Genomic DNA, 22,135 nt, shown 5'->3' with positions numbered 1-22,135 from the left:
GGCCTCGTGTCGATGGCGTGTGGAAGGGTCGGGTTACAGGCCGAAGGCGCCGGCCGTCAGGGCGGTCAGGCCGGTCGGATAGAGGCCGAAGATCAGCATGGAGGCACCACTGAGCGCCAGCACGCCGCGCACGTTGATATCGGCCTGGATGGGGCTGGTGTCCTCGGGCTGGTCGAAGTAGACCATCTTCACCGCGCGCAGGTAGTAGAACGCCCCGATCACCGCGGTGACCACGGCGAAGGTGGCGAGCCACCACAGCCCGACGCCGACGATCGATTGCAGCACGGCCAGTTTCGCCCAGAAACCGAAGGTGAACGGAATGCCGGCCATCGAGAACATCAGCAGCAGGAAGACGAAGGCCATCACCGGGCTGCGGTCATTCAGCCCCTTCAGGTCATCCATGCTCTCGGCCTCGAAGCCCTGACGCGCCAGCAGCAGGATGATGCCGAAACCACCGATGGTCATCACCGCATAGGCGATGGTGTAGAACAGCGCCGCGGCGTAGCCCTCGTTGGTGCCGGCCAGCACACCCAGCAGGATGAAGCCGACGTGGCCGATGGTCGAGTAGGTCAGCATCCGCTTGAAGCTGGTCTGCGCAATGGCCACCACGTTGCCAATCGCCATCGAGAGCATCGCCACGACGATCAGCATCGGCTGCCAATCGGCGAACAGCGGCCCCATGCCATCGACCAGCAGGCGCATTACCAGGGCGAGCGCGGCGACCTTGGGTGCCGCGGCGAGATACAGCGTCACCGCCGTGGGCGCGCCCTCGTAGACGTCGGGCAGCCACATGTGGAACGGGGCGATACCCATCTTGAACACCGCACCCACCACGATCAGTACCAGGGCGGCCTTGAGCGCCATGGAATCGTCGCCACCGGCGACCGACTCGGCAATCGCGGTCAGGGTCAGGTCACCGGTCACGCCATAGAGCAGCGACATGCCGTAAAGCAGGATGCCCGAGGCCAGCGCGCCGAGTACGAAGTACTTCATTGCCGCCTCGGAGGCGCGGCCATCGTCGCGCTTGAACGCCGTCATGGCATAGAGCGCCAGCGACATCAGCTCGAGCCCAAGATACAGCAGCAACAGGTGGTTCGAGGAGATGGTGATCATCATCCCCAGCACGCCGAACAGGCCGAGCATGTAGTACTCGCCCTTGTCGATGCCACGCTGGCGCAGGTAGGTGCGCGAGATGACGAACACCCCCGCGACCAGCACGTAGACCACCAGCTTCATCAGATCGGCCATGGGATCGTTGACCACCATGTCGCCGAAGCTCATCCGCACGCTGTCATCCATCTGCACCAGCGTGATCACGAACAGCGCGATCAGCGTCAGGATCGAGAGCACGAAGCTCACCGTCGGGCCCCGCTTGGGCAGGAACGGATCGACGAGCAGGATCAGGCACGCCATCGCCGCGAGGACGATTTCGGGAAGGACCGGTTGCAGGTTCAGTGAGGCGAGTGTCATAGGGAACGTCTTACAACTTGGTGGTCAGCGCCTGTTGCGCCAGGTTCTCGATCGAGGCGTGCATGACCTCGACCAGCGGGTTCGGCCAGACGCCGATCAGCACGATCAGGAACGCGAGCACGCCCAGGATCCAGGCCTCGCGGAAATTCAGGTCTTGAAGGGTCTTCACGCCTTCGTTCTTCACCTCGCCGAAGATCACGCGCTTGACCATCCACAGGGTGTAGGCCGCACCGATGATCAGGGTGAGGGCCGCAGCAAAGGCAATCCAGAAGTTCGCCTTGAACGCCGCGAGGATGACCATGAACTCGCCCACGAAGCCCGAGGTGCCCGGCAGACCGACGTTCGCCATGGCGAACAGCACCACCAGCGCCGCGAACCACGGCATGGTGTTCACCACCCCGCCGTAGGCCGAGATGTCGCGGGTGTGCAACCGGTCGTAGAGCACGCCGATCGAGAGGAACATTGCCGCCGAGATCAGGCCGTGAGAGACCATCTGCACCATCGCGCCCTCGAGCGCCAGGGTCACGCCGCTGGCCGAGGCGTTGTCCGGGTTGGCCACGATCATGTAGATCAGGAACAGGCCCAGGGTGACGAAGCCCATGTGCGAGATCGACGAGTAGGCGACCAGCTTCTTCATGTCCGACTGGACCATCGCTACCAGGCCGATGTAGACGATCGCGATCAGCGACAGCGCGATCATCAGCCAGTCGAGTGTCGCCGCCGCATCGGGCGTCATCGGCAACGAAAAGCGCAGGAACCCATAGCCACCGATCTTGAGCATGATCGCCGCCAGGATCACCGAGCCGCCGGTGGGCGCCTCGACGTGGGCGTCCGGCAGCCAGGTATGCACCGGCCACATCGGGATCTTGACCGCGAAGGCGATCAGGAAGGCCAGGAAGATCAGGATCTGCTCGGTCAGCGTCAGCGGCAACTCGTGCAGCACCGGGATGGCAAAACTGCCGGCCTGGAAGTACATGTAGATCAGCGCGACCAGCATGAACACCGAGCCGAGGAAGGTGTACAGGAAGAACTTGATCGTCGCGTAGACGCGCTGCGGGCCGCCCCAGATCCCGATGATGATGAACATCGGGATCAGCATGCCTTCGAAGAAGAAGTAGAAGACGATGGCATCCATCGCGGCGAACGTGCCGTTCATCATGCCTTCCATGATCAGGAAGGCCGCCAGGTACTGGTGCGCCTTGTCCTTGATCACGTCCCAAGCCGCCACCACGACGAGGATGGTGGTGAAGGTGGTCAGCACGATCAGCGGCATCGAGATACCGTCGACGCCCAGCGCGTAATTGATGCCGAAGGCCGGGATCCATGGCAGGTGCTCGACGAACTGCATCGCCGCGGTCTGCGTGTTGAACCCGACAATCAGGCCGAGGCTGATCAAAAAGACCACGACGGAGACGATCAGCGCGAACCAGCGCGCCGAGGCGCCACGCCGTTCGCCGAACAGCATGACGGCAAGGCCTGCCGCAATCGGCAACCAGACGAGCAGGCTCAGTATGGGCCAGGAGGTCAGCATCGAACCGTTTTCCTTCGCTTGTTATCGGTAGGGGCGTTACGCGCCAATGAACACGATCCAGGTCAGCAACCCGATCAGGCCAAGGATCATGACAAACGCGTAGTGATAGAGGTAACCGGTCTGGATCAGGCGCCAGGTGCGGGCCATGTAGCCCACCACCGCGGCCGTGCCATTGACCAGCCAGCCGTCGATCGCGCGCAGGTCGGCACCCTGCCACAGACCCCGGCCCAGCAGCCGCGAGCCGCCGGCGATGACGGTGTTGTTGAAGCTGTCAAAGCCGTAGCCTTCCTCGAGGATCCGCTTGGGCCAGGCGAACACACGGGCGAACAGCGGCGGCAGCACCTTGGGCATGCCCAGGTACATGATCGCCGCACCGGCCACGCCGGCCAGCGCCATCCAGACCACCGGCGTGGTCCAACCGTAGAGGAACATGCCCCAGGCGCCCTTGAACTGGTCTTCCAGCGTCGCCATCGCGCCGTGGGTGGCCAGCACCCGGATCGAGTCATCGAAATAGGCACCGAACAGCATCGGCTCGATCACCAGGAAACCGATGATCAGCGACGGCACGGCCAGCAGCACCAGCGGCACGGTCACCACCTTGGGCGATTCCTGGGCGTGCGAGGCGGTGTGGGCATCCATGCGCGACTCGCCGAAGAACACCAGGAACAGCATGCGGAAGGTGTAGAACGCCGTCACGAACACGCCGATGAACAGGGCCCAGTAGGCGAACTCGGCGCCCGGCAGCTCGGAGGCGGCCACCGCGTAGATGATCGACTCCTTGGAATAGAAGCCGGCGGTACCGGGGAAGCCGATCAACGCCAGTGCACCGATGAAGAAGGTCGCGAAGGTGATCGGCAGTTTCTTCGCCAGACCGCCCATCTTGCGCATGTCCTGCTCGTGGTGCAGCGCGATGATCACCGAACCGGCCGCGAGGAACAGCAGCGCCTTGAAGAAGGCGTGGGTCATCAGGTGGAACAGTGCCGGGCTGTAGGCCGAGACACCGAGCGCGGCAGTCATAAAGCCCAGCTGCGAGAGCGTTGAATAGGCGATCACGCGCTTGATGTCGTGCTGCACGATGCCCAGGAGCCCCATGAAGATCGCGGTCACCGCCCCGATCATCAGGATGAACGAGAGCGCCGCATCGGAAAGCTCGAACAGCGGCGAGAAGCGCGCCACCATGAAGATGCCCGCGGTCACCATGGTTGCCGCGTGGATCAGCGCCGAGATCGGCGTGGGGCCTTCCATGGAATCCGGCAGCCACACGTGCAACGGCACCTGGGCCGACTTGCCCATCGCACCGATGAACAGCAGGATCGCGATCACGCTGATCAGCGACCACTCGACGCCCGGCCAGTATTCGACCGTGATGTCGGCCAGCTCGGGCAGCCGCTCGAATACGGTCGCGTAGTGCAGCGAGTCGGTGTAGGCGAGGATAGCGGCGATGCCGAGCAGAAAGCCGAAGTCACCCACCCGGTTGACGATGAAGGCCTTGAGGTTGGCGAAGATCGCCGACTCGCGCCTATACCAGAAACCGATCAGCAGATACGAGACCAGGCCGACCGCTTCCCAGCCGAAGAACAACTGCAGCAGGTTGTTCGACATCACCAGCATCAGCATCGAGAAGGTGAACAGCGAGATGTAGCTGAAGAAGCGCTGGTAGCCGGGATCGTCGTGCATGTAGCCGATGGTGTAGATATGCACCATCAGCGAGACGGCGGTGACCACCACCATCATCATCACGGTGAGGTTATCGACCAGAAAGCCGATGTTGAACTCGAACAGGTCGGAGGCAATCCAGGTATAGACGGTCCCGTCGAAGGTCGACAGTCCGCCGAAGACGTGCATGTAGAAGGCGTACACCGAGGCGGCCAGCGCGATCGCCACGCCGATGATGGTGACCCAGTGAGCGCCGGACCGACCGATCTGTCGTCCGAACAGGCCCGCGATGATCGAGGCGATCAGCGGGGCAAGTACGACGGCAAGGTAAACCTTTTCCATTGAATCAGCCCTTCATCTCGGTCAGGTCTTCGACGTTGATCGTGCGTCGATTGCGGAACAGCGTCACCAGGATGGCAAGACCGATCGCCGCCTCGGCCGCGGCCACTGTCAGGACGAAGAACACGAACGCCTGCCCGTCAATGTCGCCGGAGAAGTGCGAGAACGCCACGAAATTCACGTTGACCGCGAGCAGCATGAGCTCGATCGCCATCAGCAGCACGAGCACGTTCTTGCGGTTGAGGAAGATGCCGGCGACGCTGATCGAGAACAGCAGACCGCCGAAGATCAGGAACTCGGACAGGCTGATCATGACGTTTCCTTATCCTGGTTGGCTTTGGAGTCGCCCGCGACATCGCCACGGCGCGTCTTGTCGGCGTCCAGCTCGGCAATGCGGACCCGATCCTCGGCACGCACGCGTACCTGAGCGTCGATGTCCTGGTAGTGGACGCCCGGGCGGCGACGGTGGGCGAGCGCGATCGCCGCGACGATGGCGACCAGCAGGATGAACGCCGCGATCTCGAACGGGTAGACGAACTTGGTGTAAAGCACCTGGCCAATGGCGAGCGTGTTGCCCGCATCGGCCGGCGCCGGCTCCGGTGACGGGTAGATGTCCAGGCCGAAGCTCGCCGGGCCGAGAATCAATGCCAGCTCGACGATCATCACCAGCGCGACGAACACGCCCACCGGCAGGTTGCGGATGAAGCCCTCGCGCAGCGGCGCGATATTGACGTCGAGCATCATCACGACGAACAGGAACAGCACCATCACCGCGCCGACGTAGACAAGCAACAGCACGATGCCGAGGAACTCCGCCTCCATCAGGATCCAGATCAGTGCGGTCGAGAAGAACGTCAGGACCAGGAACAGCGCGGCATGCACCGGGTTCCTGACCGTCACCACGCGAATGGCGGCGATCACCGCGACCGAGGCGAATACGTAAAAAAGGATCTGATAGAGCGACATGACTATCCTTCTGCTGGGAGCGGGCGCCCGCCCCTGAGCCGGTTGACCGTTGTTTCGTTCGTTGTTCCAGGTGCCGAGCACCGTGCCACGACCGGACGGGACGTTACCACGACCGCCGCCCGCCGGCACGTCACCCCGTGCCGATTACACCGTACCGATTATCCCTAAGCGAGGGCCGTTACCGGTAGGCGGCATCCGCCAACCGGTCCGCCGCGATCTGCGGCTCGAGGCGATCACCGATCTCCAGGAGCTTGTCCTTGGTCATGATGTTCTCGCCACGATTCTCGAAGTGGTACTCGTAAACCCTTGTCTCGACGATGGAATCCACCGGGCAGGCCTCTTCGCAGAAGCCGCAGTAGATGCACTTGAACAGGTCGATGTCGTACCGCGTGGTCCGGCGTGTGCCGTCCTCGCGCTGTTCGGATTCGATGGTGATCGCCAGCGCCGGGCAAACCGCCTCGCAGAGCTTGCAGGCAATACAGCGCTCCTCACCGTTGGCGTAGCGCCGCAGTGCGTGCAGACCGCGGAAGCGCGGTGACTGCGGTGTCTTCTCCTCCGGGTACTGGACGGTGTACTTGTGACCGAAGAAGTACTTGCCGGTCACCGACATGCCGAGCAACAGCTCCCACAGGAACCAGGTCTTGAAGAAATGCTTGATCGCGTTCATGTCAGAGACCCCTTAGAACCACGGACCGACTTCGAAGTAGAAGAACGCGCCCTCTACCACGATCCACAGGATCGTTACCGGAATGAAGACCTTCCAGCCCAGTCGCATGATCTGGTCGTAGCGGAAACGCGGGAACGTCGCCCGGAACCAGATGAAGACGAACAGCAGCGCCGAGATTTTCAGCAGGAACCAGACGATACCCGGCACGAAGGCGAACACCGGCTCGAGGAACGTGCCCTGGAATGGTGACAGCCAGCCGCCGAGGAACATCACCGCCGCAAGTGCCGAGATCAGGATCATGCTGGCGTACTCGGCCAACATGAACAGGGCAAACGCGATGCCGGAGTACTCGACGTGGAAGCCGGCCACGATTTCAGACTCGCCCTCGGAGATATCGAATGGCGCCCGGTTGGTTTCGGCCACGCCGGAGACGAAGTAGACCACGAACATCGGCAGCAGCGGCAGCCAGTACCAGTGCAAGATGCTGCCCTCCTGGCCGCGCACGATCTCGGACAGGTTCAGGCTGCCGGCGACCATCAGCACACCGACCAGTGCGAAGCCCATGGCGAGCTCGTAGGCCACCTTGTGCGCCGCCGAGCGCATCCCGCCCAGCAGGGCGTACTTGGAGTTCGAGGCCCAGCCGGCCAGGATCACGCCGTAGACGCCCGCCGCGCCGATCGCCAACACGTACAGCAGACCCGCGTTGATATCGGCCAGCACCCAGCCGTCGTCGAACGGGATGACGGCCCAGGCGACCAAGGCCGCGACCAGGATCAGGATCGGCGCGAGATAGAAGATGAACTTGTTGGCGACCGTCGGGGTGATCACCTCCTTGAACATCAGCTTGAATACATCGGCGAATGGCTGGAACAACCCGCGCGGCCCGACCCGGTTGGGACCGATGCGCACGTGCATGTAACCGATCACCTTGCGCTCGGCGAGCGTAAGGTAGGCCACCGCCACGATGATGGGCATCATGATGACCAGGGTCAGCAGCACGTGCACCACCAGGTACTGCCATGACGGCGACATCCAGCCGATGACCGGGGAAAGCCATTCGGTGATCATGCGGCGACCTCCACCTGAATTTCGACCTTACCGGCACGCGGTGCCAGTTCACCGGCGTGCACGCCACTGAACACCACCACACTGCCCGGCGTGACGCGCGGGTCGACGCGGATTGGCAACTCGGCGCGCACGCCGTCCTGCTCGATCGCCGCGGTCATGTCGTCCGCCCAGCCCTCGCGCTCGGCATCGGCCGGGTTGACCAGCACGTGCCGTTGCAACTGGGTCTTTTCGGTGCCCTGCAGCGGGGCCGCCCGGCGGATGACCGGATCGATGCCGTACATCGCGACCGGGGCAATCCGCTGGTAGGCGCCCTGCCCGGCTTGGTCCGGCAGTTCGAAGCGCGCGTCGGCAAGGGACGCGGTCTTGTTCTCGAGCGCCACTTCCTGGCATTGCGTCTGGAGCTCGCGGCGCACCTCAGTGACCGCCATGTAGTCAAAGCCGTTGAGGTCGAGCATGTTGCCCAGCACCCGCAGGATCTTCCAGGCCGGACGCGACTCGCCCAATGCGCGCACCGCGCCGTTGACCGACTGCCAGCGGCCTTCGCCGTTGACCCAGGTGCCGGCCGTCTCGACCGCGGTGCCCATCGGCAACAGCACGTCCGCGTAACGCTTCATCGCGGGGGTGACGTAACTGGTGATGGCGACCACGCAACCGGCCTGCTCCAGCCGCTCGATGGCGGCCTGCCCGGCGGCCGAGTCGAATTCCGGCTCGACGCCTTGCAGGATCATCGCCTCGCAGGGATCGGCCAGCATGTCGGCGGCGTGACGACCGTGACCGACGGCATCGGCGCCACCGGCGGCGCGGTGCGGCACGGCCCCGGCAAGCCAGGCACCGGCGGCGTTGCCCCCCTGAGCGACGATGCCCAGTTGAACGCCGGTCAGGCGTGCCAGCTCGGCCGCCACGGCTCGCTGCGCGGCGAAGTCGGGGGCGTTCTGCGCCACGGCACCCAAGAAGATCGCGCCCTTCTCGGCATCCTTGAGCTCCGCGACGATCGCCGCGGCCTCCTCGATCGACCCGACCGGGTGATCGGCCAGATTCGACGGAATGTCACCACCGGCCGCCTTGAGCAGCGCCAGCAGGCTACCCAGATCGCCACCCTCGGCCGCCTGGCTCGGGGCCTGGCGCGCCGGGAAGGTGAGATCCTGTTGGTAGGGATGAATCAGGGTGACGTGCGCCTGGTTGTTCAGCGCCGTCTGACGCAGACGATGGGCGAACAGCGGTACCTCTTCGCGCACCGCCATGCCGACTGTCACGGCCGCGTTCAGATCGGCGATCGCGGGGATGTCCATACCGAGCCACGGCATGACCGGGTCGTCGGCATCACCGGAGAAATCGGTCTGGCGCAGACGGTGGTCGATATTGTTCGAGCCCATGCCGCGGACGATGCGCGCGGCCAGGTACTGCTCCTCGAGGCTCGCATTGGCCGAGACCAGCGCGCCGAGGGACGCGGGCCCCTGTTGGTTGACGATCTGCTGGATGCCCTGGGCGGCGGCCTCAAGTGCCTCCTCCCAGCTCGCGGCCACCCACTCGCCGTCACGCTTGACCATCGGACGGGTCAGTCGATCGTCGGTGAACAGGCCGGTATAGGCGTAACGATCGCGATCGGCGATCCAGGTCTCGTTGACCGCGTCGTTGTCACGCGGAACGGTACGCATCACCCGCCCTTCGCGGGTGTGGATGTAGAGGTTCGAGCCGAAGGCATCGTGCGTGGACAGGTGCTTGTGCTGCACCAGTTCCCACGGGCGATGCGTGTAACGCGAAGGTTTGGCCGTCAGGGCACCGACCGGGCACAGGTCGATGACGTTGCCGGACAGCTCGGAGGTAACACTCTTGGAGATATAGGTGCCGATCTCCATTTGGTCGGTACGCCCGGTCGCGCCCAGTTCCTTGAGGCCCGCGATTTCCTCGCCGAAACGCACGCAGCGGGTGCAGTGGATGCAGCGGGTCATGTCGGTCGCGATCAGCGGACCGATGTCCTTGTCCTTGACCACGCGCTTGGCCTCGGAGTACTGGCCGACGCCCTCGCCGTAGCCCATGGCCACGTCCTGGAGCTCGCACTCGCCGCCCTGATCGCAGATCGGGCAATCGAGCGGGTGGTTGATCAGCAGGAACTCCATGGTCGAGCGCTGTGCGCTGATCGCCTTGGGGCTGCGCGTGGAAACCTTCATGCCCTCGGAGATCGGCGTCGAACAGGCCGGCAGCGGCTTGGGCGCGCGTTCGACCTCCACCAGGCACATGCGGCAGTTGGCCGCGATCGACAGCTTGCGGTGATAACAGAAGCGCGGGATGTTGATCCCCGCCTTGTCCGTCACCTCGATCAACATGTCCCCCGGGTTGCCCTGGAGGGTCATGCCGTCGACTTCAAAGGTAATCTGCTCGTCACTCATACCTGGAAACCTGATTGCACGGCCGGCCTTAGGCCGCCTGGGATGCGCGGTCGACCATGCTGTGGCCGTGCTTGATGTAGTACTCGAATTCCGGTCGGAAATGCTTGATAAAGCTCCGAACCGGCGTGGCGGCGGCATCGCCGAAGGCGCAGATGGTCCGCCCCTCGATCTTGCTGGCCACGTCGTCGAGACGGTCGAGATCCTCGAGCGTGCCCTTGCCGTCGATGATCCGGTTGAGCATGCGGAACAGCCAGCCGGTGCCTTCCCGGCACGGCGTGCACTGGCCACAGGATTCCTTGTAGTAGAACTGCGCCACCCGACGCAGCGCCTTGACCATGCAGGTGTCCTCGTCCATGACGATCAACCCGCCCGAGCCCAGGAACGTGCCCGACTTGGCGATCGAGTCGTAGTCCATGTTGGTCTCGAGCATGATCTCGCCCGGGATCACCGGCGACGAGGTGCCGCCCGGAATCACGGCCTTGCACTTCTTGCCGCCCCGCATGCCGCCGGCCATTTCCAGCAGATCGGCAAACGGCGTGCCCATCGGTATTTCGAATACCCCGGGCTTGTTGACGTGCCCCGATACCGACCAGATCTTCACGCCACCACTGTTGGGCACGCCCAGATCCGCGAACCACTGACCGCCGTTGCGCATGATCGCGGGTACGGACGACAGCGTCTCGGTGTTGTTGACCGTGGTCGGCCGGCCGTACAGGCCGAAGTTGGCCGGGAACGGCGGCTTGAAGCGCGGTTGGCCCTTCTTGCCCTCGAGCGACTCGAGCAACGCGGTTTCCTCGCCACAGATGTAGGCGCCGGCGCCCAACGAGCCATACAGGTCGAAGTCGATGCCCGAACCCTGGATGTTTTCCCCGAGCATGCCGTACTCGTAGGCTTCCCGCACGGCCTGTTCAAAGCGCTCGAACACCAGGTCCGAGAACTCGCCGCGCATGTAGTTGTAGCCCTTGGTCGCGCCGATGGAGTAACCCGCGATCGCCATGCCCTCGACCAGCGCGTGCGGGTTGTTCATCAGGATCTGACGATCCTTGAAGGTGCCCGGCTCGGACTCGTCCGAATTGCAGACGATGTACTTCTGGCCCGGGGCGTTGCGCGGCATGAACGACCATTTGAGCCCGGTGGGGAAGCCGGCACCGCCGCGACCACGCAGATTGGAGGTCTTGACCTCCTCGATGATCAGGGCCGGGTCGGTCTTCTCCTCGAGGATCTTCTTCCAGGCCTGGTAGCCGCCGGAGGCGAGGTACGCCTCCAGCGACCACGGCTGCTCGTGCTCGAGCGTGGCGAAACAGACCGCGGTGGAACTGACGTAATTAAAACTCATGGCGTCAATCCAGCTTGTCGAGAATCTCGTCAACCTTTTCGGGCGTCAGATTCTCGTAGTAAACGTGATCGACCTGCATCATCGGGCCACCGCCGCAGGCCGCCAGGCATTCCTCTTCCTTTTTCAGCAGGATCCGGCCGTCGGAAGTGGACTCGCCGGTCTTGATACCGAGCTTTTTCTCGCAGTGGTCGACGATCTCGTCGGAGCCCATCAGCGAGCAGGCAATGTTGGTGCAGACCGAGACGTGGTGGCGCCCACAGGGCTTGGTCTCGATCATGGAATAGAACGAGGCGACCTCGTAGACCGAGATCGGCTCCATCCCGAGGTATTCGGCAATCGCGTCCATCAGGTCGACGGTGACGTGACCGTCGTTCTGATGCTGCACGATCCGCAGCGCGGCCAGCGAGGCCGACTGCTTCTGGTCCTCGGGATAGCGCGCGAGCCAGCCGTCGATCTCCTCGCGGCTGTGATCGGTCAGCAGGTGGAGTTTGCTCTCGGTCATCAGCGGTCGACCTCTCCAAATACGATGTCCTGGGTGCCGATGATCGCCACGACGTCGGCCAGCATGTGGCCGCGTGACATCTCGTCGAGACCCGACAGGTGGGCAAAGCCCGGCGCACGAATCTTGAGACGGTACGGCTTGTTGGCCCCGTCGGAAACCAGGTAGATGCCGAACTCGCCCTTCGGGTGTTCGACCGCGGCATAGGCCTCGCCGCGCGGCAGGGTATACCCCTCGGTGAACAGCTTGAAGTGGTGAATCAGCGACTCCATGTCCGCCTTCACCTCTTCGCGCCGTGGCGGCACGACCTTGTGGTCGTCGGCCATCACCGGGCCCGGGTTCTTCCGCAACCAGTCGATGCACTGGCGGATGATGCGATTGGACTGCCGCATTTCCTCGACGCGCACCAGGTAACGGTCGTAGCAATCACCGCTCTTGCCCACCGGAATGTCGAAGTCGAGCTGGTCGTACACCGCGTAGGGCTGGTGCTTGCGCAGGTCCCACTCGACGCCGGAGCCGCGCAGCATCGGGCCGGTAAAGCCCATCTGCAGCGCACGCTCCTTGGAGACGATGCCGATATCGACGGTGCGCTGCTTCCAGATCCGGTTATCGGTGAGCAGCGTCTCGTACTCGTCGACGTATTTGGGGAAGCGCTCGGTGAAGTCCTCGAGGAAGTCGAGCAGCGAGCCCTGGCGCGCCTCGTTCATCCGGGTGACTTCGCGCTCGCTGTGCCACTTGGATGCCTGGTATTTGGGCATCGAATCCGGCAGGTCACGTGCAACACCGCCCGGGCGGTAGTAGGTGGCGTGCAGGCGAGCCCCGGAGACTGCCTCGTAGCAGTCCATCAGGTCCTCGCGCTCACGGAAGGCGTACAGGAACACCGCCATCGCGCCGATGTCCAGCGCGTGGGCCCCGAGCCACAGCAGGTGGTTCAGGATGCGGGTGATCTCGTCGAACATCACCCGGATGTACTGGGCGCGCTCGGGAATCTCGAGATCCAGCAACTGTTCGATGGCGCGCACGTAGGCGTGCTCGTTGCACATCATCGAGACATAGTCGAGCCGGTCCATGTAGCCGATCGACTGGTTGTAGGGCTTGCTCTCGGCGAGCTTTTCCGTGGCGCGGTGCAGCAGACCGATATGCGGGTCGGCGCGCACGACGGTCTCGCCGTCCATCTCGAGCACCAGGCGCAACACGCCGTGGGCCGACGGGTGCTGGGGACCGAAATTCAGGGTGTAGTTGGCGATTTCCGGCATCTATCAGCCCTCGTCGAGGTCAATGTAGCGGCTGTCGTCACGGTGCACCTTCGGCACCAGCACCCGAGGCTCGATCGACACCGGCTCGTAGACGACCCGCTGCTTCTCGTCGTCGTAACGCACCTCGACATGCCCGATCAGCGGGAAGTCCTTGCGGAACGGATGCCCGACAAAGCCGTAGTCGGTCAGGATCCGACGCAGGTCCGGGTGGCCATCGAACAGGATGCCGAACAGATCGAACGCCTCGCGCTCGAACCAGTTGACCCCGGCCCAGACCGACACCACCGACGGCACCGCCGGGGCCTGGTCGTCCGGGCAATAGACCCGCACGCGCAGGCGCCAGTTGTGGGTGTAGGAAAGCAGATGGGCGACCGCGGCAAAGCGCGGGCGACCCAGGTCACCGAGGTCCGGCTCATCGCCGAATTTCAGCCAGCCGCTGGTGTTCGGCTCAACGCCGCGACTGTAGCCGGTGTAGGAAACCGTCTCTTCGCCGGCCCATTCATCGCGACCGTACTCGAGGTAATCGATACCGCACAGATCGACGCACTGCTCGAAACGCGTGGCCTCGCTCGACTCGAGACGCGCGGCGACATCGCGCCAATGCTTGGCCTCGACCTCGATGGTGAGCTCACCGCGGTCGAAGGTCTGATCGACGATGTACTCGCCGATGGTTTCCTTGAGGGCCGTTTGCAGGTTCATGGATGAGGCTACCCCTGTGCTTGCCGGTACCCGTCAGGCACGCGCGATGGTGTTGGTGCGACGGATCTTGTTCTGCAACTGGATGATTCCGTACAAGAGCGCCTCGGCCGTCGGCGGGCACCCAGGTACGTAGATATCGACCGGCACGATCCGATCACAGCCACGCACCACGGAATAGGAGTAGTGGTAGTAGCCGCCGCCATTGGCGCAGGACCCCATCGAAATCACCCAGCGTGGCTCGGCCATCTGGTCGTAGACCTTGCGCAATGCCGGAGCCATCTTGTTGACCAGGGTGCCGGCCACGATCATCACGTCGGACTGACGCGGACTGGGACGGAACACCACGCCAAAGCGGTCCAGGTCGTAGCGGGCCGCACCGGCATGCATCATCTCGACCGCGCAGCAGGCCAGACCGAAGGTCATCGGCCAGAGCGAGCCGGTACGGGCCCAGTTGATCAGCTTGTCGGCCGAGGTGGTGACAAAGCCTTTCTCCAGAACGCCTTCTACTCCCATTCCAGCGCCCCCTTCTTCCACTCGTAAATGAAGCCGATCACGAGCACGCCCAGGAAAATGGCCATGGCCGCGAGCCCGAAGCCGCCGATGTCCTCGAGCGCAACGGCCCAGGGGAACAGAAAGGCGATCTCCAGATCGAAGATAATGAACAGGATGGCGACCAGGTAGTAGCGGATGTCGAACTTCATGCGCGCGTCCTCGAAGGGCGCGAAACCGCATTCGTACGCATCCAGCTTGGCCGCATCCGGCCGGTTGGGTGCCAATACCTGACCGATGACCAGGAGCCCCAGGGAGAACAGGGTGGCCACACCGAAGAAGATCAGGATGGGAATGTAGCCTTCAAGCATCTGACACCCTCTTGCTCGAAACCCGGCCGGGTCGATCCCGACCGGTTTTTTCTGCGCGTTCGACCGCCTTGCGCGCACCGGGAGAAATCACCACGGCAACGTACAAGAATAGCCAATCGAACCGGAAAAGTGTGTTTGGTGCGGACGGTGGGACTCGAACCCACACGGCTTTCGCCACTACCCCCTCAAGATAGCGTGTCTACCAGTTCCACCACGTCCGCTTTGGTTGTCAACCGGATCATCGCTTGATCCGGCCGCAACGGCGATTGCCCGCCGTTACTGTCCGGGCACGTCCGACGGCGATTGGGTGCTGCCGTCTTGCTGCCCAGAGGGTGCCGCCGAGTTCGGGGATGGGACGTCGGTCGGCGTGCCTGCCGGCTTGTCGGACGGGGTGCGTCCGTCTTGCCCTGGCGCGTTTCCGCTCTCGGAAACGGGTGCAGAATCTACCACGCTCGAGGGCTCCTGGGAAGTGTTAATCACGTAGGCAAGCAACAAACTGGTGCCAAAAAAGGCCACCACCATCCACCCAGTCACTTTCTGCAGGGTGTTTGCCGGCCCACGCGCCCCATGAACGGTGCCAGACGCGCCCGAACCGAACGCCGCGCCGGCATCCGCGCCCTTGCCATGCTGGATCAACACAAGCCCGATCAGGGCCAGACCCAGCAGCACGTGGATGATAATTACGAATGTGGTCATTACTTACCTACCGTGTCCGCCGCGGCGCGGCAGATTCCCAGAAAGTCTTCGGCCTTGAGCGACGCCCCGCCGATCAGGCCGCCGTCGATGTCCGGCTGCGCGAGCAGGTCGGCTGCGTTGCCGGGCTTCATCGAGCCGCCGTACTGGATGCGTACCGATTGCGCGATACCGGCGTCGTGATCGGCCAACTGACCGCGGATGAACGCGTGGACGTCCTGTGCCTGCTCCGGCGAGGCCGTCCGCCCGGTGCCAATCGCCCAGACCGGCTCGTAGGCGATCACGATCCGATCGAAGGCCTGGATGCCGTTGCCGCTGATCACGGCGGCCAGCTGGCGACGCACCACTGCCTCGGTCTCGTCGGCCTCACGCTCCTCGAGGGTCTCGCCAACGCAGAGAATCGGCGTGAGCCCGGCGGCCAGAGCGGCCTTGACCTTGGCGCTGACGATCTCGTCGGTCTCGCCGTACATGGCACGACGCTCGGAGTGACCGAGGATCACGTAGCGCGCCCCCACGTCGGCCACCATCGACGCTGCGACTTCGCCGGTGAACGCGCCATTATCGTGTTCGGAACAGTTCTGCGCGCCGACACCCAGCGCGGTCGAATCGGCCAGCCGGGCTACCTGCGGCACAAAGACGAACGGCGGGCACACCGCCACGTCGATGCCTTCGAGCTGCGGCATGCCGTCGAGCATGCCCAGCACCAGCGACTCGTTGTCGGCCAACGCGCCATTGAGCTTCCAGTTTCCTACGACGATCGGTTTACGCATCCGATGGTTCCACTTCAAATGTTCGAGAGCTAGTTTCGCGAGTCTGATGTCGAAATCGTGTCGAAATCGGTCACTCCGGGCACGCAATGTCGCGAGTTGCGTCATCCGCCCCGGGAAACGGGCGACAAGACTACTTGGCCGCCCCCCATAAATCAATCCGCCCGCGGCGTACGTGCCAGCATGGCGACTGCCTCGGCGGCGATGCCCTCACCCCGTCCGGTAAAGCCGAGTTTCTCCGAGGTGGTGGCCTTGACGTTCACCTGCTCGGTCGACCAACCGCCGGCCGCCGCGATCGACTCGCGCATGGGAGTGATCCAGGGCGCAAGCTTGGGCGCCTGGGCAATCACGGTCGCATCGACATTGACCAGCCGCCAACCGCCCTGTTCGAGCAGGACGACCACCCGACGCAGCAGGTCGCGACTGTCGGCCCCCGACCAAGTGGGGTCCGTATCCGGAAAGTGCCGGCCGATGTCGCCAAGCCCGGCCCCACCCAGCAGGGCATCACAGATCGCATGCAGCAGGACGTCCCCATCGGAATGCGCCCGAAAACCCCGTTCGAACGGAATCCGGCAGCCACCGATCCAGAGGTGATCGCCCGGCTCGAAGGCGTGCACGTCGAAACCGTGGCCGATACGCAACGAAAAGGGATCAATCATCGAGTACCCCCTGCCGCCGGAGGATCGTCCGGGCGATGCCGAGATCCTCCGGGTGGGTAATCTTGAGGTTGTCCGTGCCGGCGTCGACGGCCAGCGGCGACAGGCCCAGGCGTTCGAGCGCCGAGGCCTCGTCGGTGATCTCCGCCCCGGCCGCCAAGCCCTGCTCGATCGCCTCGAGCAACACGCCCACCGGGAACAGCTGCGGGGTCAAGGCATGGCGCAACACCCGGCGATCGACGGTTTCGACCACCCGCCCATTCGCATCGACCCGCTTGATGGTGTCGCGCACCGGCGCGGTCAACAGCGCGCCGTCCGGGTAGCGAGCGGCGGCCAGCAGTCGATGCAGGTCCGCCGGTGTCACGCAGGGCCGCGCGGCGTCATGCACCATCACCCACTCACCCAGCCCATCGCCCACCCCCTCGGCCGGCTCGTGGCGCTCCCCGGCCGACAGGCTCGCCCAGCGATCACGAAACAGGGCCAGCCCGTTACGCACGCTCAAGGCCCGGCTGGCACCGCCGTCGACCCGATGGATCGGCACACCGCCAAGCTGCGGCGCATTCAGCGCGCCCACAGGGAAGCCGTCGCCGGTCACCAGCACCACCCCGGCGAGACCCGGCAAATCGGCAAACCGCGACAGGGTCACCTCCAGCACCGACCGCCCGCCCAGGCTCAGGTACTGCTTGGGCGTGTCGCCCCCCATGCGCCGGCCGAAACCGGCGGCGGGCACGACCAGCCACCACCGCCCGGCTTCGGCCGGGGTCGCCGCGGCGGGCGGCCAGGCGGTGGCGCTCATCGCCCTGCCCCGCCCGACCGCATGCAAACACCCACGGGCACAGGAACGCGCAACGATCGTGAGGGATTCATCAAGGAATCACTCGCCGATCGAGGGGGACGTCACGCGGGTCGGGTCGACCGCGGGCGGGGTAATCGTATCGGGGCGAACGGCTTCGACCACCTGGTAGAAACGCTCTTCCTCGCGCACCAGCCCCAGTGTCAGGCGTGCCTGAGCCTCGACGGCATCCACGCCCTCGCGCAGGCTGCCCACCTCGGCGATCAGGGTCTCGTTACGTCGCTCGAGCCGGGTCTGTTCGGCCTGCAGGGTCGCGAGACGTTCCTGCTTGGCGCTCACCTCGCCCATCGAGGCCTCGCTGAACCAGACCCGCCATTGCAGGCCGGCGACCATCAGCACGAGGATGACGGTCAGCAGGCGCACAAGACCCTCGGCGATGCCGACGCCGCCGCATCCACGACGACCCAGGGGGATTCGATGCGCGGCGCCGATCGGGTGAGAGGCATCGGGTCAGTGCGTCCGGAAAGCCGAGGCGCAGGCCTTACTGGCCGAAGGCCGCGCGACCCGGGAAGCGGGCCTTGTCGCCCAGACGCTCCTCGATGCGCAGCAGCTGGTTGTACTTGGCGATCCGGTCGGAGCGGGACAACGAGCCGGTCTTGATCTGGCCGGCGTTGGTCGCCACCGCCAGATCGGCAATCGTGGTGTCCTCGGTCTCGCCCGAACGGTGGGAGACGACGTTGGTGTAGCCGTTTTCCTGCGCCAGGCGCATGGCGGCCAGCGTCTCGGTCAGGGTGCCGATCTGGTTCACCTTGACCAGCATGGAGTTGGCAATCTTGCGCTCGATGCCTTCACGCAGGATCTTCTCGTTGGTAACGAACAGGTCATCGCCAACCAGCTGGCACTTGTCGCCCAGGCGCTCGGTCAGCAGCGCCCAGCCGTCCCAGTCGTCCTCGGCCATGCCGTCCTCGATCGAGAGGATCGGGTATTTCTCGACCCACTCGGCCAGCAGGTCGACCATGCCGGCGGCGTCCAGCGTGCGGTTCTCACCGGTCAGGACGTACTTGCCGTCCTTGATGTATTCGGAGCTGGCCGCGTCCAGGCCGAGGAACACGTCCTGGCCCGGGGTGTAGCCGGCCTTCTCGATCGCCTCCATGATGGCCTCGATCGCCGCCTCGTTGGACGGCAGGTCCGGGGCGAAGCCGCCCTCGTCACCAACGGCGGTCGACAGGCCGCGTGCCGCCAGCACCTGCTTGAGGGCATGGAACACCTCCACACCGTAGCGCAGCGCCTCGGAGAAACTCGGCGCGCCGGCCGGGATGATCATGAACTCCTGCATGTCGATGGAGTTGTCGGCGTGCTCGCCGCCGTTGATGATGTTCATCATCGGCACCGGCAGGGTCACCGCCGCCTCGCCACCGAGGTAGGAGAACAGCGGCTCGCCCCGCTCGAGCGCACCCGCCTGGGCGGCGGCCAGCGAGACGGCCAGGATGGCGTTCGCGCCCAGGCGAGACTTGTTCTCGGTGCCGTCGAGATCGATCATCGTGTTGTCGATGTCCGCCAGCGCGTGCACGTTCATGCCCTTGACGGCGTCGTTAATTTCGCCGTTGACGTTGGCGACCGCACGGGTCACGCCCTTACCAAGGAATCGACTCTTGTCGCCATCACGCAGCTCGATGGCCTCGCGGGCGCCGGTGGAGGCGCCGGAGGGCACGATCGCCCGGCCCACGACACCGCCGGCCAGATGGACCTCAGCCTCGACGGTCGGGTTGCCGCGTGAATCGATGACTTCGCGTGCGTGCACTCGCTCAATGGCTGCCATGCAGTGTTCTCCTGACTTTATGTTCGGTTTGGATCGGTTGCGGACCGGCGCCTTGCCGCGCCCGGCCCCGTATTCGTTATTCGGCCACCCCGTTGTCTGCCAAGGTCGGCCCTGCTCCAGCTCAGTCGGTCAGGCCCAGCCGCGCATTCTCCGGAAAACCCGAGGCCTTGACCGTACGATCGAGCGTGGTCAGCGTCAGCAGCAGGTCGGCCATCTCGTCGAGCGGCCAAGCATTCGGCCCATCGGAAAGCGCCTTGGCCGGATCCGGGTGGGTCTCCATGAACAGACCCGAGATACCGGCCGCCACCGCGGCGCGCGCCAGCACCGGGACGAACTCGCGCTGGCCGCCCGAGGCCTTGCCCTGCCCGCCCGGTTGCTGGACCGAGTGGGTGGCATCGAAGACCACCGGCGCCCCGGTCTGGCGCATGATCGCCAGGCCGCGCATGTCGGAGACCAGCGTGTTGTAGCCAAAGGACACACCACGCTCGCAGACCATCACCTGGTCGTTGCCGACCGCACGGGCCTTCTCGACCACGTTGGCCATGTCCCAGGGCGCGAGAAACTGGCCCTTCTTGATGTTGACCGGCTTGCCCTGGCGGGCGACGTTCTGGATGAAATTGGTCTGACGGCAGAGGAAGGCCGGCGTCTGCAGCACGTCGACCACCGAGGCGACCTCCTCGAGCGGCGTATCCTCGTGGACATCCGTAAGCACCGGCAGGCCGAATTCGCGCTTGACGTCCTCGAGGATCGCCAGCCCTTTATCCAGTCCCGGCCCACGAAAGCTTTCGGTCGACGAGCGGTTGGCCTTGTCGAACGAACTCTTGTAGATCAGCCGGATACCGGCAGTTTCCGCCATTTCCTTCAAGCGACCGGCCGTTTCCTGGGCCAGATCGGCCGATTCGATCACGCAGGGGCCAGCGATCAAAAACAGTGGCTGGTCCAGTCCGACCTCGAAATCCAGAAGCTTCATCGTCATGCGTCGTCCAGGGCCTCGGCCTTGCCCACTCGCTGGACATGGGCCGCGTTGATGAAGGCGACGAACAGCGGGTGGCCGTCGCGCGGCGTGGAACGGAATTCCGGGTGGAACTGACAGGCAAAGAAGAACGGATGATCCGGCAGTTCCACCGTCTCCACCAATTCGTTTTCCGCCGACCAACCGGCGAACACCAGCCCGGCCTCGGCGAGCGCCTGCTGGTAACCGTTGTTGAATTCGTAGCGGTGGCGATGGCGCTCGCTGATCTCGTCCGAGCCGTAGATGCGTTGCGCCAGGGTGCCCGCCTCGATCCGGCAGCGCTGGGCGCCCAGGCGCATGGTGCCGCCCATGTCGACGTCCTCGCTGCGTTCGATCCGGTTGCCCTCTTCGTCGCGCCATTCGGTGATCAGCGCGATCACCGGGTTTTCCGTCTCGCGATCGAACTCGGTCGAGTGCGCCCCCTCGAGACCGGCCACATGGCGCGCGTATTCGATCACGGCGACCTGCATGCCGAGGCAGATGCCCAGATACGGCTTGCCCGACTCGCGCGCGTATTTCACCGCGGCGATCTTGCCCTCGACCCCGCGCGAGCCAAAGCCACCCGGCACCAGGATCGCGTCCATGCCTTCGAGCCGGGCCACGCCGTCGTGCTCGAAGGATTCGGAGTCGAAGTAGTGGATATTGACCCGGGTGCGGGTCTGGATGCCGGCGTGCAGCAGCGCCTCGTTGACACTCTTGTAGGCATCGACGAGATCGACGTACTTGCCCACCATGGCGATATCGACGATCCGATCGGGCTTGGTCTGCGCCTCGACCACGCGGTCCCACTCGGTGAGATCCGCCGCGCCGGCACTCATGTGCAGCTTGCGCAAGACCGTCTCGTCGAGCTTCTGCGCATGCAGCAGGCGCGGGATGCGGTAGATGGTGTCGGCGTCGATCGCGGAGATGACCGCATCGTGCTCGACATTGGTGAACAGCGCGATCTTGCGGCGTTCTTCCTCCGGCAGCGGCACCTCGGCACGGCAAACCAGGATGTCGGGCTGGATACCGATCGAGCGCAGTTCCTTGACCGAATGCTGGGTCGGCTTGGTCTTAACCTCACCGGCCGCCTTGATGTAGGGCACCAGCGTCAGGTGCATGAAGATGGCGCGATCACGGCCCATCTCCACGCCCAGCTGACGAATTGCCTCAAGGAACGGCAGCGACTCGATGTCACCGACCGTACCGCCGATCTCGATCAACGCGACGTCGTAGCCCTTGGACCCCTCGACCACCCGACGCTTGATCTCGTCGGTGACGTGCGGGATCACCTGAACGGTCCCGCCCAGGTAGTCGCCACGCCGTTCGCGGCGGATGACGGTCTCGTAGACCCGCCCGGTGGTGAAATTGTTGCGCCGACCGACCGGGGAGCGCACGAACCGCTCGTAGTGGCCCAGATCGAGATCCGTCTCCGCGCCATCGTCGGTGACGAACACCTCGCCATGCTGGAAGGGGCTCATGGTGCCCGGGTCGACGTTGATGTAGGGATCGAGCTTCATCAGCGTGACGCGCAGACCACGCGATTCGAGCAGCGCGCCCAGCGAGGCGGCAGCGATTCCCTTGCCCAGTGACGAAACGACCCCACCGGTAACGAAGACGAACTTGGTCATTAACGAACCACAATCTTGACGGGTTGATGGCGGACCGACGGGCCCCGATTC

Annotated in this window: 22 protein-coding genes and 1 tRNA gene; all 23 read right to left on the bottom strand. The window is 64.4% G+C overall.

What is annotated here, in order from left to right:
* Positions 1-33 precede the first annotated feature (33 nt).
* The gene (gene nuoN / locus SR882_RS05435) at positions 34-1,470 is read right to left on the bottom strand and encodes an NADH-quinone oxidoreductase subunit NuoN (protein ID WP_322522316.1); all 1,437 of its coding nucleotides are present in this window, start codon (positions 1,468-1,470) and stop codon (positions 34-36) included.
* A 10-nt stretch (positions 1,471-1,480) separates the two neighbouring features.
* Positions 1,481-3,001, bottom strand: coding sequence for an NADH-quinone oxidoreductase subunit M (locus SR882_RS05430; RefSeq protein WP_322522315.1), 1,521 nt, complete (start codon positions 2,999-3,001; stop codon positions 1,481-1,483).
* A 36-nt stretch (positions 3,002-3,037) separates the two neighbouring features.
* On the bottom strand, positions 3,038-4,999 hold the full coding sequence (gene nuoL, locus SR882_RS05425; protein WP_322522314.1) for an NADH-quinone oxidoreductase subunit L: 1,962 nt from the start codon (positions 4,997-4,999) through the stop codon (positions 3,038-3,040).
* Between the two features lie 4 nt (positions 5,000-5,003).
* Positions 5,004-5,309 (bottom strand): NADH-quinone oxidoreductase subunit NuoK, encoded by a 306-nt coding sequence (gene nuoK, locus SR882_RS05420; RefSeq protein WP_058575727.1) that lies wholly within the window; start codon positions 5,307-5,309, stop codon positions 5,004-5,006.
* Complete coding sequence (locus SR882_RS05415) at positions 5,306-5,962, bottom strand: NADH-quinone oxidoreductase subunit J (protein WP_322522313.1); 657 nt, start codon at positions 5,960-5,962, stop codon at positions 5,306-5,308. Before SR882_RS05415 ends, nuoK begins: the two co-directional genes overlap by 4 nt.
* Before the next feature lie 178 nt (positions 5,963-6,140).
* On the bottom strand, positions 6,141-6,629 hold the full coding sequence (gene nuoI / locus SR882_RS05410) for an NADH-quinone oxidoreductase subunit NuoI (protein ID WP_322522312.1): 489 nt from the start codon (positions 6,627-6,629) through the stop codon (positions 6,141-6,143).
* 12 nt (positions 6,630-6,641) lie between these two features.
* The gene (gene nuoH, locus SR882_RS05405) at positions 6,642-7,697 is read right to left on the bottom strand and encodes an NADH-quinone oxidoreductase subunit NuoH (protein ID WP_407653354.1); all 1,056 of its coding nucleotides are present in this window, start codon (positions 7,695-7,697) and stop codon (positions 6,642-6,644) included.
* Positions 7,694-10,084, bottom strand: coding sequence for an NADH-quinone oxidoreductase subunit NuoG (gene nuoG, locus SR882_RS05400; RefSeq protein WP_322522311.1), 2,391 nt, complete (start codon positions 10,082-10,084; stop codon positions 7,694-7,696). The genes nuoH and nuoG overlap by 4 nt, the downstream gene beginning before the upstream one ends.
* Positions 10,085-10,112: 28 nt before the next feature.
* Positions 10,113-11,420 (bottom strand): NADH-quinone oxidoreductase subunit NuoF, encoded by a 1,308-nt coding sequence (nuoF, locus tag SR882_RS05395; protein ID WP_322522310.1) that lies wholly within the window; start codon positions 11,418-11,420, stop codon positions 10,113-10,115.
* A gap of 4 nt (positions 11,421-11,424) precedes the next feature.
* Positions 11,425-11,922, bottom strand: coding sequence for an NADH-quinone oxidoreductase subunit NuoE family protein (locus SR882_RS05390; RefSeq protein ID WP_322522309.1), 498 nt, complete (start codon positions 11,920-11,922; stop codon positions 11,425-11,427).
* The gene (locus SR882_RS05385; RefSeq protein ID WP_322522308.1) at positions 11,922-13,175 is read right to left on the bottom strand and encodes an NADH-quinone oxidoreductase subunit D; all 1,254 of its coding nucleotides are present in this window, start codon (positions 13,173-13,175) and stop codon (positions 11,922-11,924) included. Before SR882_RS05385 ends, SR882_RS05390 begins: the two co-directional genes overlap by 1 nt.
* A 3-nt stretch (positions 13,176-13,178) precedes the next feature.
* Positions 13,179-13,874 (bottom strand): NADH-quinone oxidoreductase subunit C, encoded by a 696-nt coding sequence (locus SR882_RS05380; RefSeq protein WP_322522307.1) that lies wholly within the window; start codon positions 13,872-13,874, stop codon positions 13,179-13,181.
* 33 nt (positions 13,875-13,907) lie between these two features.
* Positions 13,908-14,387, bottom strand: a complete 480-nt coding sequence (locus SR882_RS05375; RefSeq protein ID WP_058575719.1) for a NuoB/complex I 20 kDa subunit family protein — start codon at positions 14,385-14,387, stop codon at positions 13,908-13,910.
* A complete protein-coding gene (locus tag SR882_RS05370; protein WP_125198707.1) occupies positions 14,378-14,734 on the bottom strand; it encodes an NADH-quinone oxidoreductase subunit A in 357 nt (118 codons plus the stop codon). Before SR882_RS05370 ends, SR882_RS05375 begins: the two co-directional genes overlap by 10 nt.
* A 136-nt stretch (positions 14,735-14,870) precedes the next feature.
* Positions 14,871-14,955 (bottom strand) — tRNA-Leu (locus SR882_RS05365).
* A 55-nt stretch (positions 14,956-15,010) separates the two neighbouring features.
* Positions 15,011-15,430 (bottom strand): preprotein translocase subunit SecG, encoded by a 420-nt coding sequence (gene secG, locus SR882_RS05360; RefSeq protein ID WP_322522306.1) that lies wholly within the window; start codon positions 15,428-15,430, stop codon positions 15,011-15,013.
* Positions 15,430-16,197, bottom strand: coding sequence for a triose-phosphate isomerase (tpiA, locus tag SR882_RS05355; protein WP_322522305.1), 768 nt, complete (start codon positions 16,195-16,197; stop codon positions 15,430-15,432). The genes secG and tpiA overlap by 1 nt, the downstream gene beginning before the upstream one ends.
* Positions 16,198-16,349: 152 nt before the next feature.
* Positions 16,350-16,853 carry a 2-C-methyl-D-erythritol 2,4-cyclodiphosphate synthase gene (gene ispF / locus SR882_RS05350; protein WP_322522304.1) on the bottom strand — a complete coding sequence of 168 codons (504 nt, stop codon included), beginning with the start codon at positions 16,851-16,853 and terminating at the stop codon, positions 16,350-16,352.
* The gene (gene ispD / locus SR882_RS05345) at positions 16,846-17,646 is read right to left on the bottom strand and encodes a 2-C-methyl-D-erythritol 4-phosphate cytidylyltransferase (protein WP_322522303.1); all 801 of its coding nucleotides are present in this window, start codon (positions 17,644-17,646) and stop codon (positions 16,846-16,848) included. The genes ispF and ispD overlap by 8 nt, the downstream gene beginning before the upstream one ends.
* A gap of 78 nt (positions 17,647-17,724) precedes the next feature.
* Positions 17,725-18,066 carry a septum formation initiator family protein gene (locus SR882_RS05340; protein WP_322522302.1) on the bottom strand — a complete coding sequence of 114 codons (342 nt, stop codon included), beginning with the start codon at positions 18,064-18,066 and terminating at the stop codon, positions 17,725-17,727.
* A 118-nt stretch (positions 18,067-18,184) separates the two neighbouring features.
* Positions 18,185-19,462 carry a phosphopyruvate hydratase gene (gene eno, locus SR882_RS05335; RefSeq protein WP_322522301.1) on the bottom strand — a complete coding sequence of 426 codons (1,278 nt, stop codon included), beginning with the start codon at positions 19,460-19,462 and terminating at the stop codon, positions 18,185-18,187.
* Between the two features lie 121 nt (positions 19,463-19,583).
* The gene (kdsA, locus tag SR882_RS05330; RefSeq protein ID WP_322522390.1) at positions 19,584-20,432 is read right to left on the bottom strand and encodes a 3-deoxy-8-phosphooctulonate synthase; all 849 of its coding nucleotides are present in this window, start codon (positions 20,430-20,432) and stop codon (positions 19,584-19,586) included.
* A gap of 2 nt (positions 20,433-20,434) precedes the next feature.
* Positions 20,435-22,084, bottom strand: a complete 1,650-nt coding sequence (locus SR882_RS05325) for a CTP synthase (protein ID WP_322522300.1) — start codon at positions 22,082-22,084, stop codon at positions 20,435-20,437.
* Positions 22,085-22,135: the final 51 nt, after the last annotated feature.

It is taken from the genome of Guyparkeria halophila (assembly GCF_034479635.1).
In the GTDB taxonomy this organism is placed as follows: domain Bacteria; phylum Pseudomonadota; class Gammaproteobacteria; order Halothiobacillales; family Halothiobacillaceae; genus Guyparkeria; species Guyparkeria halophila.
This window is presented reverse-complemented; position numbering and strand designations above follow the sequence as displayed.